11 protein-coding genes are annotated in these 18,214 nt (G+C 47.0%); 6 read left to right on the top strand and 5 right to left on the bottom strand.

Features of this window, described 5'->3' with window-relative positions:
• Positions 1-105: 105 nt before the first annotated feature.
• The 3 genes from BMZ54_RS19915 to BMZ54_RS19925 all read right to left on the bottom strand — a co-directional run bounded on the left by BMZ54_RS19915 (position 106) and on the right by BMZ54_RS19925 (position 6,766).
• Positions 106-1,953, bottom strand: coding sequence for an RICIN domain-containing protein (locus BMZ54_RS19915; RefSeq protein ID WP_089916067.1), 1,848 nt, complete (start codon positions 1,951-1,953; stop codon positions 106-108).
• Between the two features lie 169 nt (positions 1,954-2,122).
• Positions 2,123-4,129, bottom strand: a complete 2,007-nt coding sequence (locus BMZ54_RS19920; RefSeq protein ID WP_089916070.1) for a T9SS type A sorting domain-containing protein — start codon at positions 4,127-4,129, stop codon at positions 2,123-2,125.
• Between the two features lie 237 nt (positions 4,130-4,366).
• Positions 4,367-6,766: an ABC transporter permease gene (locus BMZ54_RS19925; protein WP_089916075.1), complete on the bottom strand. Its 2,400-nt coding sequence runs from the start codon at positions 6,764-6,766 to the stop codon at positions 4,367-4,369.
• A gap of 173 nt (positions 6,767-6,939) precedes the next feature.
• On the opposite strand from BMZ54_RS19925, the gene BMZ54_RS19930 reads away from it, so the two are divergent.
• Both BMZ54_RS19930 and BMZ54_RS19935 read left to right on the top strand, forming a co-directional pair.
• A complete protein-coding gene (locus tag BMZ54_RS19930) occupies positions 6,940-8,082 on the top strand; it encodes a helix-turn-helix domain-containing protein (RefSeq protein ID WP_089916079.1) in 1,143 nt (380 codons plus the stop codon).
• Between the two features lie 73 nt (positions 8,083-8,155).
• On the top strand, positions 8,156-11,020 hold the full coding sequence (locus BMZ54_RS19935; protein WP_089916083.1) for a M1 family metallopeptidase: 2,865 nt from the start codon (positions 8,156-8,158) through the stop codon (positions 11,018-11,020).
• A 7-nt stretch (positions 11,021-11,027) separates the two neighbouring features.
• Here the strand turns inward: BMZ54_RS19935 and BMZ54_RS19940 are convergent, their stop codons facing one another.
• The gene (locus BMZ54_RS19940) at positions 11,028-11,519 is read right to left on the bottom strand and encodes a hypothetical protein (protein ID WP_143081081.1); all 492 of its coding nucleotides are present in this window, start codon (positions 11,517-11,519) and stop codon (positions 11,028-11,030) included.
• A gap of 144 nt (positions 11,520-11,663) precedes the next feature.
• Between BMZ54_RS19940 and BMZ54_RS19945 the strand changes: the two genes are divergently transcribed.
• A complete protein-coding gene (locus BMZ54_RS19945; RefSeq protein WP_089916093.1) occupies positions 11,664-12,029 on the top strand; it encodes a DUF2200 domain-containing protein in 366 nt (121 codons plus the stop codon).
• A gap of 225 nt (positions 12,030-12,254) precedes the next feature.
• Positions 12,255-15,446, top strand: coding sequence for a reprolysin-like metallopeptidase (locus BMZ54_RS19950; protein WP_089916098.1), 3,192 nt, complete (start codon positions 12,255-12,257; stop codon positions 15,444-15,446).
• Between the two features lie 64 nt (positions 15,447-15,510).
• Here BMZ54_RS19950 and BMZ54_RS19955 read toward each other — a convergent pair whose 3' ends face one another.
• Positions 15,511-16,299 (bottom strand): helix-turn-helix domain-containing protein, encoded by a 789-nt coding sequence (locus BMZ54_RS19955; protein WP_089916101.1) that lies wholly within the window; start codon positions 16,297-16,299, stop codon positions 15,511-15,513.
• A 127-nt stretch (positions 16,300-16,426) separates the two neighbouring features.
• Between BMZ54_RS19955 and BMZ54_RS19960 the strand changes: the two genes are divergently transcribed.
• Positions 16,427-17,383, top strand: a complete 957-nt coding sequence (locus tag BMZ54_RS19960) for an SGNH/GDSL hydrolase family protein (RefSeq protein WP_089916104.1) — start codon at positions 16,427-16,429, stop codon at positions 17,381-17,383.
• A 180-nt stretch (positions 17,384-17,563) separates the two neighbouring features.
• Positions 17,564-18,172 carry a Crp/Fnr family transcriptional regulator gene (locus tag BMZ54_RS19965; RefSeq protein ID WP_089916107.1) on the top strand — a complete coding sequence of 203 codons (609 nt, stop codon included), beginning with the start codon at positions 17,564-17,566 and terminating at the stop codon, positions 18,170-18,172.
• The last annotated feature ends 42 nt before the right edge of the window (positions 18,173-18,214 follow it).

Below are 18,214 nucleotides of genomic sequence, written 5' to 3' on the forward strand. Positions count from 1 at the left end.
AAGTTCAACAGTTTCGCAAGATAAATAAAATACCACACTCTGAATGGCCTGAACAGCTGCAACTTATCTACCTCAAAGCTGCACTTACCCATTATACAGAATCATTTAATTCTTGATGAATTTTTTAACGATCGTCTTATGATCCCTGCTGATTACAATGGTGTATAAGCCTGGTTTTAGCGTAGATACATCAATGCTATTACCTGAAACCACTGTATTTATTACGGGCTGTCCGAGCACATTAAAAATAGCTGCTTTGGCTCCGCTAAGCTCCCCGGAAGAAAAGAAGATAGCCTGTGTTACCGGGCTGGGATAGATGGTTAGCTCATTCTTAGTGCTCAGCATCTTTTTTTCTACAGATGCCATCCTTGCTGCTGTTGGTACCAGCTTCCATTGCCCGCATAGCTGGCTGTTATTACCCCACTGACGAACATTTGCGCCATTTGATGAACTCGCATCTGCTACTTCTACTACTTTACCACTATGTTTGGGAATAATTTTATAGTGTCCATCTGTTGTGCCTACCAGCACAAATTGCTGATTAAAACCGCTTACGTAATCCCATTGATGTACATTTGCACCCTCGTCTTTACTCACTCCATCCACATCTACTGATTTGCCACTGGCTACTACATTGATCCTGTACGTTCCATCACCCAAGTGCGTTAGCTGAAACTGTTGATTATTGCCTCCTGCATATTCCCACTGCTGAATGTTTCCGCCATTCTCCTGAATATGTTCCGCTGCCAGGTCCATATATTTTCCGCTGTTCCGGTTTTGGATAAAATAGGTACCTGCTAAACCGGTTACCCCGGCTGTTCGTATGCGTAAGGAGGAAACTTTATCATTTAACCCATCTGCAACAAGACAGCTTACATTCCCGCTATATGTTTTAGAATTACCACTGAAATTTGCGTCGTCATAAAGCGTTACCTGAAATCCTTCCGCTACTGTGAGACTTGATAGCAGGTCGTTTTGTATGCCTAAGGACTGCAGCCTGTTCAGATCATAGTCGCCTACTTCCAATCCATTGGCAAAACCCTTAAAATCACAGTCATTGTAAAAGTTTGCAACCTCTTTCAGATTTTTAGTGCGGATACCGAAGATTGTGTTCACCCTGTTTGCCAGTTCCTGAAGATTAATATTGTTGTCATTATATACCCAGTAAAATCCTCCTTTGGAGTTGCAATTGTTTTTAGCTCGGGTCATTTTGTCGGTTACCGTATTTCCATTCTCATAATTCAGGTCACCTGTATGCAGTTCAATATTGTTGATGTTCCAATCACATGGATTGTTGCCGGCTCCTCCCTCATACCATTGTAAATAGATCTTATCAACGGCACCACTGCGCTGGTTGTTAACATTGGTAGCCAAACTTTGCCAGTATGGCTTGTTCATATAAGGGGCAAGCGTAGTCTTATATCCAATGTCAGCCAGCATAATGTGGAAAGCGGTAGCAGAATTAACATCATAGGCCTCTTCATCATCGTTATTGATCGCATCTATGGACGGTATAGCCGTTTTCAGGGCTTTGAAATTACGGTAAAGGATACCCGAAGTACCTGTACCCTGACTATTAACCAGGTTTCTGATATTCGTGTAAGAGTGGCTTCCCCAGCCGCCAATGCATGTTTCCACCCTGTTTATAGAGGTGACGCCGGTTTTCAGCGCAGTTACATCAGCAATGTAGTTAGGATTGGTAGAGCCGAAAACGTAAGATCCGTTTGAGCAGATGGTTTGTCCGTCGGTAGTCAGGTCACCGTTCGCTTCAACAGTGACGTTAAAGAGTATTACATAGGTAAACCCCGAAGCTTTTAAGTCAGCCACGGTATGCGTTCTTTCCCTACGGAAATGCCCGCCGACATAAATGCCTGACTGGGCGAATGCAGATTCGCTTACTAATACAATGATCAGCAGAAAAAGTACAGATAGGATTTTAGAATTAGTGCTCATAATTAATATGGTTTTTTAGGAAGTAACATGAATTTTATTAGCTAAAAGGGTGAATGCGAAAAGCGATCGTTCGGAACCGGGCATGGGTGAACACAAAGGCTTTGAGCGCGCCTCAGTTATTTGACGTGGTTTTCAGATTATGGCAAAGGATAACCATTCAACAAAGTATCTACAGGCGCAGCAGTTTTATTGTGCTGGTCAGCCTTCTGCTATTCTCATCATAAATATTTAACAGGTACAATCCTTTGCTCAAAGGTGTACTGACAGTCACCGCTACGCGGCCCTGGTTTACCACCCGCTGAGTATATACCACCCGGCCCTGCTGATCGAGCAGCGACAGAATAAATGCTCCTTCAGGAGACAGCCCGGTCAGGGTAAACTGTTGGCTAAAGGGATTAGGCGATATGCTGAGATGTTCCTGCGTGAATACGCCGCTTTTCTGCTGCGACATTGTCATGAGCGGCTGTTGGGTTGTAACGGTAAAGTTCCGGGAAATGCTGATCGTATCCAGCGGATGCCAGAAAGTTACCCGTAGGTTATGCAAACCTGCTGACAAGGCGCCCGGATCAATAATAAAGGCGCCGTTGGGGCTTACGGGTAATGCTGTTACGCTATCCAGCAACACCGCTACTTCTGTATGCCAGCGTTCGGGAGGATAGTTTGCGATCAATATGGTATCAGGGCCGCCGGCCATGCTATACTTGCTTTCCAAGGTGCGAAGGATGGGCGGGGTGTTTAAGATAGGGTATACACGCAGGGTTACAGCAGCGTCACTGGTATATGTAAGCCCGTTTGAGCCCTGCCATTGCAGCACATCAAATCCTACAATACCAGGATTGGGTGTGTACTTCATGCTGTCCAGCTCTGCCCTGGTTATTTCATTGCTCCTTTCCCAGAAAACAGTTTTTCCCTTTACAGTTAACCGGCCCCAGGTTGGCAAAGAAGTAATTTTGATCTTCTCCAGCTGACCGGCGCCGCTGGCAGGACCTGAGAAATGCTGAATAAAGTCATTCGCTGTAAACTGAATGGAGCTGTTCGCTAATCCCGTTTTATAAAAGGGCTGAATATGCATCGGCAGCGTGGAATCCGCATGGATGGCATATAAGATAGTATCCTGGCTCAGGAACCAGGCGTTCTGCTGGTTAAAAATGCGCTCGTAGGGAGTATTGGCGATCAGCTTCTGCGGGCCTGTCCGGGGCGAGTAATATAAACCGCTTGGGTTAAGGTCTCTGTGCACCATTACATCCCCGTTTGGCGACAATGCCCTTATAAAAGTAAATGCGTAAGAGTGATACTTACCACCCTGATAGTGAAATGCCTCGCGGGTGTTGCCAACGGAGTCCCGTACATAGGTCCATGAATCGGGATAACCTCCATCCTCCCTGACCACATAGGCCAGGTATCCGCCGTTAATACTGTACTGTGTTCTATCGATTACATAGGTCTCGTCGCCCAGCATGCGCAGCGTATCTACGCTTGTTCCGTTATATAACACCAGCGTGCTTAGACCTTCCTGTGATATGGCCAAGATCTTTCCGTTGTCTGCCACCGGCATCCTGAAAGTAGCATTTCTGCCGGATCGGTCTTTTATGACCTTTCTAACACCGTTTTGCCAGATGTACTGGATCCGCTGGTTATAATCATAGTACACCGCCATACCTTCCTTAGACATGGCTATATCTGTACCTACGCTATCATCAACTAATGTAACCTGCTGCAGGGCCATGTTTTTAAGGAACAGGGAATCCGTTACCTGAGACGGTATGGGGCCCTGTCCCCGTACCCAGGCAAGATAGTTACCACTAACCGATAACGTTCTTGCATGGGACTCTACTAATGTCAGCTGGCCCTGCCGCCATTCATATACCGCCACAGCATCACTCCCCGTGGCTACGGTGAATAATGCTCCAACGGGCGTTACCCAGGCGGAGTTTGTTTGTCCGGACGCAATTACAAGTCGCCGCGGAAGGGTAATTACTTCGCTGGTATTTTGCAGGGTGTTGATCAACCGGCAGGTAGAGTCTTTTACAACCAGGAGCCGGTTGTTGCTAAAATCACGAATGGTATTTCCTGTCGGTACCGTATAGTATACGGACAGGTACGGATTGGTATTAAGCTGGGCAAACGCAAATGCAACGCATAAAAGGAATACAGCAGTAGCGTAAATTTGTTTCATAGCTGAGATACGTGGTTTAATGGTTTCGCAAAAGATTGATAAACAAACGGGTCCGGGTTTTAATTCACTGAATCAGGGTTTAATTACTTCGAGAATATACAATAAATTATACATTTCTGCCTCTTCTTTTTTAACGGTTCCTCTATTCAGGAATACAGCCCGCAGGCGCCCTGCGGCCGCAAAAAAACAGGCGGCAGGAAACCCTGCCGCCTGTCAGATTGTTAGCTGATATTTTTATCAATCCGCTTTTAAACTGTTTACAGGGTTCATCATGGCTGCCCTGATGGCTTGCGAGCTAACGGTTATCAGCGCTATCACCAGTGCCGCCATACCTCCGGCCGCAAACACTCCCCAGTTAATATCTATCCGGTTCACGAAATTATTGAGCCAGTTATGCATGAAATACCATACCAGCGGGGCTGCTATCACAAACGCGATACCTATGAGCAGGATAAACTCCTTTGAGAAAAGGTATACAATATGAGCGGGCGTTGCTCCCAGCACTTTGCGCACACCTACTTCCTTTATACGCTGTACTGCCATGAATGATGCCAGGCCGTATAAGCCCAGGCAGCTGAGGAATATGGCTATGCCTGCAAAGATCTCGTACAAATGTGCCAGCTGGCGTTCTTCCTTATAATATTCCGCTATCCGCTGGTCCAGGAACTGGTATTCGAAGATCTGTTCGGGGAAGTTCTCATTCCAGAGCTTTTCAATAGCTTTTAGCGAAGCCTGTACGTCCGCACCGGCGGCCAGTCTTACGCCCACGCTGTTGAAACGCCGTTTTATGTTGCTCATGAATACGGGCGCCACGGCCTCTTTCAGCGTACCGGCGGCAAAATCCCGGACCACTCCTACAATCGGGCCTTTGATCTGGCCGTTCCATACATCTATATCTTTATTGAGCACGTCTGCTGGTTTCAAACCTAGTTTTTTCACCAGTGTTTCGTTCACCAGGAACTCGCGTACGGAATCTGTTCGGGTGAGGTTGCGGCCTGCTACGAGTTTGATATCGTAGGTGTTGAGATAGTTATAATCCACCCAGCGCGTGATGGATGGGAATTTGGTTTCCTCCGCCTGGTGATCAAATTTAAAGCCTGTCCACCAGTTACCATCATTGGAAGGCGCTGCATTGGAAAAGCTCAGCTCCTGTATGCCTTTGATCTGCTGCAGCTGGTCCCGGAGGTAAGCAATCTTTGCATTGCCTGCGCTGTCGTTACGGAAAGGTACATTCACAATGGCATCCCGGGTAAAACCCATGGATTGTTTGTTAAAGTAATTCATTTGCTGCAGGATGATGAGCGTGCCAATGATCAATGCCTGTGCAATGATAAACTGGAAAACCACCAGGCTACGGCGCAGGGAAACGCCGCCGGTCTTTTTGCTGGCTGCTATCTTGCTCTTCAACGCATTAATGGGATTGAATGCCGACACAACGATGGAAGGGTAGAAGCCTGCCAGAAAGGTAACGGCCAGGAAGATGGCAAACAGTAATGCATACACGTTGTAGGCAACCAGCATACCTGGGCCCAAAGGCAGGTCCATGATCCTGCTGATGAACGGAAGCACGCACAATGCCAATACCACGGCCAGCAGGAGAGAAGTCAGCACCAGCATGGCAGTTTCAGACAGGAATTGTATTTTCAGCTGCCAGCGGTTACTACCAAGTACCTTGCGTACCCCAATCTCACGGGTGCGGTTCACCGCCTGTGCGGTGGCCAGGTTAACGAAGTTCACACAGGCAATGAGCAAAATAAATGCGGCGATCATCCACAGCATCCTTATTCTTTCAGGTGATGCCACACGGCCAATAAAGTTCGACGTGCGGTTATCTGAATGCACGCCAGCCAGCGACTGCAGCATATGCGTGTTTTTGTTCTTCGGATCTTTGTATTTTTTCGAGAAGGCGATCAGCTGCTGGTTGATCTTTGCCTCATCCTGCCCCGGAGGCAGCAGCACATAGCAATTATGAACGTCGTCTATCGTTACCCAATCCTTTATCTCGTTTATTTTAAGCATGGCATAAGTTGCCACCATATCAAACTGGAACTCTGTGTTCTTAGGCGGATCATCCAGTATGCCCGTTATCGTTAGATTGAACTGCTGGTCAAGCTTGATAACCTGTCCCATGGCCTTGTGCCAATCGCCAAAATATTTTTCTGCAGTGGAACGTGCCAGCACGGTGGAATTAGGATCGTTCAACGCGGTGGCTTTGTTCCCTGCCAGCCATTTGTAATCAAATATGTCAAAGAAGGAGGGTTGCAGATAATATACCAGTGGTTTGAATTTCTTCTGAATGTTGCCGTGCACGTCTTCCAGTGTTACCAGCCTTTTACCCATTTGCAGAATACCGGTTACCTTTAACCCGGGGAAATCGTTTTGCAGCGCAGTAGGCACAGGGAAGGGCACCGCCGGTGTGTAGTTGATCTTGCCACTTTCTTCCGGCATTACCGTAAGCACTCTATAGATACGGTCTTTCTTCGTATGGAACATATCGAAGCTTTGCTCGTATTGAATGATCACATAGATCACCAGGCAAACGGTGATGCCCAGGGTAAGGCCGGTAATGTTGAGAAATGCATAGCGCTTGTTGCGCCACAGGCTCCGGAAAGCGGTTTTAAGGTAATTCTTCAGCATACAGGAGGGGATTATTGCGGGTGCATATCGCAAAAACAATACAAGAATAATAAGGTGTTCATTTTTAATTATTTATGATACGGTTACTAAATGGAAATGTCCGCTTTTGACATTATAATGTCCGCTTCCGGACAATCCAATAATCCCTATCTTTAAAACCCAAATTCCCGGCTATGACCTTTGCTGAATTTTTTCACATCCTTATCCTGTTGGGCTTTTTACAGGGTGTTATTATGAGCATGCTGCTCTTCTTCTCAAAAAAACGTTCCCGTCCCAACCGTTTACTGGGCACACTCATACTCCTCATAGCGCTGGCTTGTCTTAACCTATACCTTTTTGAATCGCCCCGGTTCACGGAGAATCCTATTCTGAACCTGCTGGGCAATCTTATTCCGCTGGTTATTATTATGCCCCTTGGTCCGCTCTTGTATTTTTATGTTAAAAGCACCATTGATCCCAATTTCAGGATTACACGGAAGCAGCGCTTACATTTTTTACCTGTGATAATAGACTGCGGCCCCCAGCTCAGCATCATAATATATTTTGCGGCTGCGTTGTTAGACTTTTCAATACCGGACCCCGGTTTCCTGGGCCGTTTTATTGACAACTATAATGTATATGCCGATATTCCGCGCTGGGGTTCTATTACTATCTATCTCTGGCTCTCCGCCAGGTACCTGGCCACGGTAAGCACGGAGAAAGAGCCTTACCGCCAATGGATGCGCCAGTTCATCCGTCTTTTTCTTGTTTTCCAGGTTATATGGTTTGTATACCTGGTGCCTTATGTGATACCATCCCTGACAGATAAGGTGCTGAATACGGTAGACTGGTACCCGGTATATATTCCCCTGGTGGTCCTGATCTACTGTCTGGGAATAAAAGGTTACCTGATGGCGCCTGCGGAAGCGCCGGTGGCAAGAAAAGTGGTGACCCCTCCGTCCGAAAAGCTGATAGCGGAAGCGGAACCACTCCTGAAAAAAGCAATGGAACAGGACCGCCTGTACCTGGATCCTGAGCTTAACCTGGCCTTGCTAGCCCGGCATACCGGCCTGCCCCAGAAAACCATTTCATTGATCCTGAACCAGCACTTGCAGAAAAGCTTCAATGAATTTGTGAACGGGTACCGGGTGGAGGCATTTAAGCAAAATATCCGGGAGCTGCGGCAGGATAATATGACTATCCTGGCCATGGCTTTTGATGCCGGTTTTAATTCGCAGGCAACTTTTCAACGTGCCTTCCGGAGCCATACCGGTATGTCGCCCAGGGAATATATGACCCTGCACCTGGAAAAGCAGCCAAAACCGGAAAATGAGTAGTAAAATGTTATTCAATTCCGGATTTGAGTAGATATAACAGCCTGAAATACCTTGCTTTACCCGAAAAAAGGAGATGAAACATTATTTGCGTCTTTGTTTGTTATTATTGGTTTTGACCGGTAACCAGGTTATTGCCCAGGAAAAATTCATAACGCTTTCCGGCAGGATAACCGATGCCGGTAGTCATCAACCCATTATTTATGCCAATATCCAGCTAGCCAACGGTAGTATTGGTACGGCTGCCAATATAGCGGGGGAGTTCATTTTTAAAATAGCGGAAAAATTCTGGCAGGACACGCTGCTGATCTCCTGCATCGGTTACCAGTCTGTTACCATGCCCTTGCCGAAGGCCAGCTTACAGGATATGGATATCCGTCTGGAGCCGGCTGTTTACCTGCTTCCGGCCGTATCGGTAAATGTGCGCAACGGTTTTGGGATCCTGCGGCAAATGATTCGCAGCATACCAGATAATTATGATACTGCCGATGTACGGCTGACCGCCTTTTACAGGGAAAATATCCGCCTGGCTGCAGATACAGTCAATTTCATTGAATCGGTTATGGATATTTACAAAACCTATCATACCGGCCGGGATCATAAAGACCAGATCCGCATTATCAAAGGCCGTAAAAAGAAGGTGGATTGGAGTAAAGATCCGCAGCTGTACAACTGGATCGGTAATATTACGAACACGGCTTACTCCTCCCTGAACGAAGACTTACAGAAATACCTTGACGCAAAGAATAATATACTGAATGAACGCAATTTCCGCTATTATACCTGTGATTACAGGGAAACGATCCGCGAAAGCGACCGTAATCTCCTGGTGTTATACCTGCAGCCCAAAGAAGATAGCCGCAAAGGACTGGTATGGGCAAAGATCTATATTGACGAAGCTGACCTGGCACTGGTAAGGTGTGAGATGGAGACCACCCCGGCCGGGAATGACTATGTGAACCGCCATGGGAAAGGTGGTATCAACTATATGATCATGTCTAAGGTTATAAAGGCCAGCTTTGATTTTACAAAGATCTCGATGGTGGTCACCTACAAGCAATACAATAATAAAAGTTACCTGAGCACCGTACAGCGTCACTGGGAGTGCGTGTTGAACAGCAGCAAGCGGGGAATGAAGGATGTTCCATGGACCGGTGATTTTTATCTGCTGGTCACAGACGTGAGCAAGGATAGCTTACAACGTTTTGCTACGGGTATTAGTAATGACCGGTCATCCATGAACCATGAGATAGGGAATGACTATGATCCTGCTTTCTGGGAAAACTACAACATCCTGCTGCCGGTGCTGCAGGATTCAGTAAAGCAAAAGAAGGACGCCGCGCCGCCCTCTGGCAAAGCCGCACATATTTCTAACCGTCAGAACGGCTTTACCCGGGCCGATACGCTGCGCGGCATGCTATCGACGCTTCGTAACTGCTACGACGTTAGCTTTTATCACCTGGATGTGGATGTAAACCTGGAGCACCGTTCCATTGAGGGGAGTAATAAGATCCGGTTTAAAGTAGTGACCCCGTTTAACCGGATGCAGATAGACCTGTACGCCAATATGCGCATCAGGAAGATCCTGTATGGGGATCAGCCCCTGTCATTTACCCGGGAAGATAATGCGGTATTTGTGAAGTTTCCCCTTACGCTGCCCGCAGGCAGTGAAGAAACGATCATGGTGTATTACGATGGGGTACCGCAGGAGCCTGACTTTAAGATCCCGATGTACGGCGGTATACTATGGGACAAGGACGAACAAGGCAATCCCTGGGTACAGGTAGTATGCCAGGGCTCCGGCGCCAGCTTATGGTGGCCCAACAAAGATCATTTGTCTGATGAACCGGACAGCATGCGGATCTGGATCACTATACCCAACGGCTATACTGAAATATCCAATGGCCGTTTGCAGCGGAAAACGCCGGCAGGCGCCGGTAAAACCAGGTATGAATGGCTGGTGACCTATCCCATCAATAATTACAACGCTACCTTTTGCATAGGTAAATACGCTTCTTTTAAAGATGCCTATATCAGCGGCCAGGATACATTAACGCTGGACTATTATGTGATGCCCTATAATTTAGAACGCGCCAGAACTATGTTTGCGCAGGTAAAGCCCATGCTGGCCTGTTTTGAACAACATTTTGGAAAATACCCGTTTCCCCGGGATGGTTTCACCCTGCTTGAAAGCCCTTATCCCATGGAGCACCAGAGCGGCGTATGCATGGGAAAGATCAAAGAGGGCATGCGCCTGGATTATTCGCCTTTGATCTGGCATGAATGTGCACACGAGTGGTGGGGTAATGCCATCAGCTGTAAAGATATTGCTGACATGTGGATGCATGAGGCATTTGCCACCTATGCGGAAGGTCTTATGGTAGAATGCAGCGAAGGTAAGGCGCTGGGGGTAGCGTACCTGAATGCACAGAAAGACCAGGTAAATAACCGCGAGCCTGTAACCGGTGTTTATAATGTAAATCACATCCACTACAATATCGGGGATATGTATAGCAAAGGGAGCCTGATGTTGAATACATTCCGCTTTGTGCTGGATAACGATACCCTGTGGTTTACGCTGCTAAAGGATATACAGCAGCATTTCCGTTACCGGACCCTTTCGGCCGATGAATTGGTAAGCTACATTTCACTGCGTACGGGTAAAGATTACAGCTGGTTCTTTGATCAGTATCTGAAATACACCAGCCTGCCGAAGCTGGAAATATCCCTGAAAGAAAAGGGAAGCAATCTGCAGCTAACCTACCGCTGGCTGGCAGATGCAGCGGGGTTTAAGATGCCGGTAAAAGTAACAGTAGCCCCGGGCCGCTTTGGTTTTATTTATCCCACAACTAACCGGCAGATCATTACGCTGAAGCAAATGAACGCAGGCGATTTTGAGGTAGATGAGGATGATTTTTATATAGAGGTGGCAGAGGTATGAGCCGCTTTTACTGCACATGAGGATTCGCCGGAGCATAAGCAGGTGCATAAAGAGGAGAGTAGCCATAATAGTTGCTCCTGCTTACGCTAACGCTGCCTGAAATAGAAAATGTTCTGTCGTTGCTGATATACATTACGCCTACTCTGGCGGCTGGGTTAATGCTGAAATTGTTGTTCCGCATTGAACCATAGTTCTTGTCAATGCCGGGTTGGTAGAATGCACTATTGTATTGTAAAAGAGTAGGCGTTACCGAAATACCTCCGAAAGCAAATATATTATTGGTCAATTGCCGGTTGAGCTGATATTCCAATGGAGCGGACAGGAAGGTGCTGCTGCCTCCCTTAAATCCAATAAAACCGGTGGTAATGCCGGCGTATTTTGTGATAAACCATTTTTTTGGATGGTAGCTGGTATCAGCTGCCTGGCCGGGATTTCCGAAGGCCGGTTGTATATTATGCTGGGGGCCGTAATATAAAGGAGACTGTGCCTTAGTTGCCATGGCCGCCGACATTAAAATTGCGGTAAAAATGATTGCCCGTATCATGATATGAAGATAACTATCCTTTTTATTAATATTGCTAATAAAATCCTAATATTTTCATCCCTGGGAATATGCCAGGGCGCTATCGCTAAAATATAAGGTATGGACGGCTCCAATACACAAGATCAGCGTATTGCAAAAATGATCTTTGCCTCGGTCTATCCTTTGTATCTCGCAAAGGTAGAGAAGAAAGGCAGAACAAAAGAAGAATTGCACCAGGTTATAGAATGGTTAACAGGCTTCGATAATAAGCAGCTGCAGGAGCTGATAAACGAAAAGGTAACTTTTGAAACGTTTTTCCAGCGCGCTTCGCTAAACCCCAATGCGAAGCTCATCACAGGTGTAATTTGCGGGTATCGCGTAGAGGAGATCGAAAATCCTTTGACGCAGCAGGCCCGGTATCTGGATAAGCTGGTGGATGAGCTGGCGAAGGGCCGGAAGATGGAGAAGATATTGCGCGGATCATAGAGGGTAAGAGGCGGTAAAATAAACTTACAGGAAAGGCCGGAAGTTATCTCCAGCCTTTTTTTCTTTCCGCCGGAACTTGCAATATTCTGTTTATCAATTAATTAAACTCAAAATAACCAGGGGTAAAAGGTTCCCCAATAGCGCAATCCGGTGCAATCCTACCGCAGTGAATTAAGCTAGATTTATGCAGAGAGCATTTTTTTTACCCTAAAACCCTATCTTCTCATGAGAAAAGTTCTACTCTTCGCAGCTGCATTACTATGCAGTACAATCTCGTTTGCCCAGAATTATTGGAGGCCCCACACCGATGCCGCCAGGATCACTACCGACAAAGCGGTGGCCCGGCTTGCATTTCCGGCCGAATTCCAGTTATTTGATCTGAGCTTTACCCCTTTCCGGAATGAAGCATTTAAAACGGTCCGTAATGCATCCGCACATGCAACCATTATCTCTTTGCCGAATGCAGACGGGCAAATTGAACAGTTTGAAATTGTAGAAGCTTCCAATTTCGAGCCTGCATTACAGGCCCAATTCCCTGATATAAGAGCTTTTTCAGGGAAAGGCATCACGGATAAATATGCTACATTAAAGCTGAGCATTTCTCCGCAGGGGATTCAAACAACTGTTTTTCGCACAGAAAAGGAAACAGAGTTTATTGAACCTTATTCTGCCGACCATACTGTTTATGCTGTATTTAAAAAACGGCCGAAGACCTTACCCTGGAAGTGTTCTACCCCGGAGCAAAAATTGTCAGATGATATAGCCCGCAAGGTATCTGATGTTGCTGCCAGGTCAACCGGCGATATGAAAACATTACGGCTGGCTCAATCCGTTACAGCTGAATACTCCAATTATTTTGGCGCTACCAGCGCTTCGCAGGTTGCATTGGTGCTGGCAGCTGTTAATGCTACGCTTACCCGTTGCAATGGTGTTTATGAAAAGGATCTGGCTATCCATCTTAACCTGATTGCGGCAACTACCAATGTATTCTATTATAATGCTTCAACAGATCCATATTCCGCGGCCAGCAGTGGCGCCGGCGGGGCATGGAACAGCGAGCTGCAAAGCACATTAACCTCTGTGATCGGCGCCGCGAACTATGATATTGGCCACCTGTTCGGGGCATCCGGTGGTGGCGGTAATGCCGGTTGTATAGGTTGTATTTGTGCTGACAATTCAAAAGGAAGCGGCTTTACTTCTCCTGCAGATGCTATTCCGCAGGGAGATAATTTCGATATCGATTATGTAGTGCATGAAGTAGGGCACCAGCTGGGTGCTAACCACACTTTTTCCATGAGCAATGAAGGTACCGGCGTGAATGTGGAACCAGGCTCCGGGATCACTATTATGGGTTATGCCGGTATTACCAGCCAGGATCTTGCTCCACATTCCATTGATATTTATCATGCTGCTTCCATTGCGCAGATCCAGGCTAATCTTTCCGGCAAAACCTGCCCGATAACTACCAGCATAGCCGCTAATAATGCAACCCCTGTTGTAAATGCCGGCGGTAATTTTGCGATCCCTATCAGCACCCCGTTTGCATTGACCGGTTCAGCTACTGATGCTAATGCCGGTGATGTGCTGACTTATTGCTGGGAGCAAAATAACAGCGCATCCTCCTCACAAACGGGATCTGCCAGTGTGGCCAGCGCAACCAAAGCATCTGGTCCCAACTGGATCTCATTTACGCCTACCACATCGCCAACAAGGTATTTTCCCAAAATGTCTACCATTCTTGCAGGCGGTTTAGTGTCCGGCCCATTGACTGGCGGGGATGCAGGCGCTAATACAGAAGCATTGAGCTCCGTTTCAAGAACCTTGAGCTTCCGCCTAACGGTAAGGGATAATGCACCTTATAGTTCTACCGCACCGGTAAGCATCGGACAAACCAATTTTGCGGATATGACAGTAACGGTTACCAATTCATCCGGGCCTTTTTCAGTAACGGCTCCTAATACGGCGGTAACCTGGGCTGGTAATTCATCACAAACGGTAACCTGGAGTGTAGCCAATACAACCGCATCACCGGTTAGCTGCGCTAATGTAAAAATATCTATCTCTACAGATGGAGGCGCTACCTTCAGCACATTAGTGGCCAGCACTCCGAATGATGGCAGTGAGGTGATAACGGTTCCGAATACACCCACTACCACAGCAAGAATAAAAGTAGAAGCGGTAGGAAATATTTTCTTTGATATTTCCAATACCAATTTCACTATTACATCCGGTTCCGGCTGTGCTGCTCCGTCAGGGTTAATTGCTTCTGCTATTACCACTACATCGGCTACCGTAGGATGGACCGCAGTAAGCGGCGCAGTATCTTATGATGTGGATTATAAAGCTACTTCCTCTGCTACCTGGGTGAATGCTGCAACAGGAACAACGGCTGTTTCTCTGGGCTTAACAGGACTTACCTCCGGAACTACTTATGATTACAGGGTAAGAACTAATTGCGCCAGCGGCAGCAGCGCTTATTCAGCAGCGCAATTTACTACCACCTCCACAGGCACCTGCAATTCGCCCACTGGCTTAGCCAGTTCCGCTGTAACAGCTACGGGAGCTACTGTTAGCTGGACATCCGTAAGCGGCGCGCTGAGCTATGACGTAGATTATAAACCTAATGCATCCTCCACCTGGATCAATGCCGCAACCGGAACCGCTTCCACATCGGTTAACTTAAGCGGATTAACCTCCATCACATTATATGACTGGAGAGTAAGAACAAATTGTTCAGGCGGTAATAGCACCTATGCTACTGCGCAATTCACTACCTTAACCTCATCCGGTTGTGCAAATCCGTTGGATAATTCAACCAATGGAACTATTTCCGGTGCTGCAACCATTCCATTTAATACGGATGTTACAGGCCTTATCAGCCCAAGTGGTGATGTTGATAATTATAAATTTGTGATCACTACTTCCGGTACTATCACGATTACATTGAGAACCCTGCCTGGTGATTATGATGTAAAACTGCTGAACAGCTCAGGTACACAGGTGGCTATTTCACAGGCAGGCGGCACCAGCAATGAAACGATCAGCAGAACCGTCAGCGCGGGTACTTATTATGTGCAGGTGTATGGCTACAATGGGGCCAATAGTGCTACCACCTGTTATACACTACGGGTACAATTAGGTACTGCCAGCCGCGGAGATGATGCTATTACTAGCAATGCACCCAAAATGGTTGTATTCCCGAATCCTGCCAGGGACCTGGTGAACATTAACCTTTCGGGCTACAAAGGAAAATCAGAAGTGAGCATGTTTGATGTGAACGGCCGCCTGGTATTGCGCCGTGAAATGAGCGAGGTTAACACGCAGCTTGATATTTCTGCATTGCCTGCAGGTGTTTATATAATGAGGATTAAGAATGGAGTAAATGAAGTGAATAGAACGAAGATCATTAAACAATAAAGCAGGTAGAAAACGATATAGAAAAGCCAGTGCCTATCCGGGTACTGGCTTTTTTATGATCAGATCAATAATCGATGATGTGAGCAGATAGCTGGGAGGGAGTGATGCCGGTGTATGATCTGAACTCCCGGATGAAATGAGCCTGGTCGTAATAGCCGCATTCATAGGCGATATTGGTCAGCGACATATTAGCCGACCGGACCAGCCTGAGGCTTTTGTTGAACCGTTGAACCGAAAAGAAGCTTTTGGGCGAGATGCCTACGTAATTCAGAAAAAGTTTCTGAATGTACCGTTCAGAAAATCCGCTTTCTGCTGCCAGGCGCTCAATGTCAAATGATTCACCATTTTGGCAGATGGAATTGCACAACGCTTCGACCAACATTATCTTCTCCTGGTTTTTCCTGCTGCTGAGCAGCTTATCAATTAAGAATGCTTCCAGCACTTTCACCTTTTGTTCCAGCGAAGGTTGCTCCATCAGGCGCTGGTAAAACTCCCTGGATTCCTTGTTGAGAATATCATGCAGGTCAATGGATTTGTTGGTAAAGTCGGAAACCTGGTTTGGGAAGAAGAGGGCGCCGGCGTATGGGTAGAAACGTGTTATCAGGCAAATATTACCCTTTTGGATAGAGGCCTTCGTGGGTATGTTCCAATGGCCAAGCACCTCCAAACGGGGTACTATAATTGACTGGTTTCCCCGGTGCCTAATCGTATCGCAATTCGATATATCGATACAAAATTCCAGGCACCCGGACGGATACATCAGCTCCAGGGTATCACTATCGTGGATGCAGGTCCAGTAATACTTTACATAACGGCTTAAAATAGCTGATGGATAAAAGACCTTGTCTCTCATATTGGGAGCAGAAGTTAGCGTATTTGTACGACATTGACAAATGCGCCGGAACGGGAGTAATGGGCACTACTTTTCTCAAAAATAAATTATCTTACCTTTTTATTCCTCTACCTTATAACTGTTCGCCATGTGGAGAAATGCGGCAGCTGCGCAATTAGCAGCGGTAATCCTTTATTTATTGCCGGCCACCGGCTGTAAAACCACCCCGGATCATCACCGGTATACCATTGTTGTTGTGGGTTCTTCTACCGCAGAAGGATACGGCATTAAGCCGAAAGACAGCTGCTGGGTGAACCGTTTTGCGCATTCACTGGGACCGGAAGTAGCGGTCCGGAACATCTCGAAGACCGGCTATTCCACCTATGAAGTAATGCCCACCGGCACCAGGAAAGAAGGCCGGCCGGAACCGGATACAGAAAGGAATATTACCAAAGCGCTCAGCTTTCATCCGGATGCTATCATCCTCAACCTTCCCACCAATGATGCAGCTGCCGGCTACAGCCTGGAAGAGCAGCAGGCTAATTTCCGCACGATCATCCAAGCTGCAACGGATAAGCAGATCCCGGTGTGGGTAACTACTACCCAGCCACGTACCAATACTTTCGGGCATCCGCGTAATACATTGCCACAGATGCGCGACTGGCTGCTGGCCACCTATGGCGATAAAGTGATTAATTTCTGGGAGCCTTTTGCCAATGCCGATAATACTATCAACAAGCAATACGATCAGGATGGCATCCATCTGAATATACCGGGGCACCGCATTCTCTTTGAGCGTGTGGCGCAAAAGCATATTATGGATACTGTGCGCAAAGGCCCTGTGCAGCTGTTATCTGTTGCTGAAACCCCATATGGCCTGCGCCTGCGCACCGGCGGGGAAAGATATATCGATAGCTTCAGGATACAGGCCAGTACGGATTCCCTGCAGTGGATGGATGCCGGACGGGTAAAAGCTGCCGGCACTACCGTGCATGTGCAGGATTATGAGCTGAATGTAAATGCAGCCGCGCAGTACCGTTATTATCGCATCGAGGCAAAGGATTCATTGAACAGGGTGTTCCTGCTGAGAAGTTTCAGGCTTTAAGTATAAATACTACCCAACAGAAACACATATGACGGAACCCATGGTGGCGTACTATGGTGCGTTACGGTTTATTTATAAAGATTGGAAAGCTCTTGATACAAAGTGAGGAAAAAAGCAGGATAGCGGGTTGTCTTTTTATAGCCTTGTGAATGATTATATTTGATCCTGCAAACGTAACTTATGTCTCAACACAATCCGGTTGAACCGCTGCTTTTGTACTTTAACGGCTTAATACCTTTGAAAAAGGAGGAGAAAGAATTAGTGCAGGCAAAATTCCATCACCGCCTTTACCGTAAGCGGCAATATGTATTGCAGGAGGGCGACTTATGCACGCATTTAAACTTTGTGGTGCGGGGTTGCCTGCGTTTGTATAAAATAGACGACCGTGGCAACATCCATATCCTCCAGTTTGCCGCTGAAAACTATTGGGTTAATGATCTTGGCAGCTTCCACGGTTTAAAGCCCTCTGAGCTGAATATTGATGCGCTGGAAGATACCGTTACTTTACAGATCACCCGGGACGACCTGGTGACTCTTTTTACACAGGCGCCCAAGTTTGATCGCATTTTCCGGGTGCTGATGGAAAACAGCTATGTTAGGCTGCAGCAGCGGTTACTACAAAACATCAGCTCTACAGCTGAGGACCGGTACAAGTCCTTTATAGAGATCTATCCTCACCTGGTTAACCGTCTTTCACAGGTACAGATCGCCGCTTTTTTAGGCATAGCTCCGGAGAGCCTTAGCCGTTTGCGAAATGGGTTGAGCAAAACGGCCAAACCAAAACCTTAACCTGGATCAATACTATTTCTTGACGCAGCTCATTGGATAGAA

Source organism: Chitinophaga rupis (assembly GCF_900109685.1).
GTDB classification, from domain to species: domain Bacteria; phylum Bacteroidota; class Bacteroidia; order Chitinophagales; family Chitinophagaceae; genus Chitinophaga; species Chitinophaga rupis.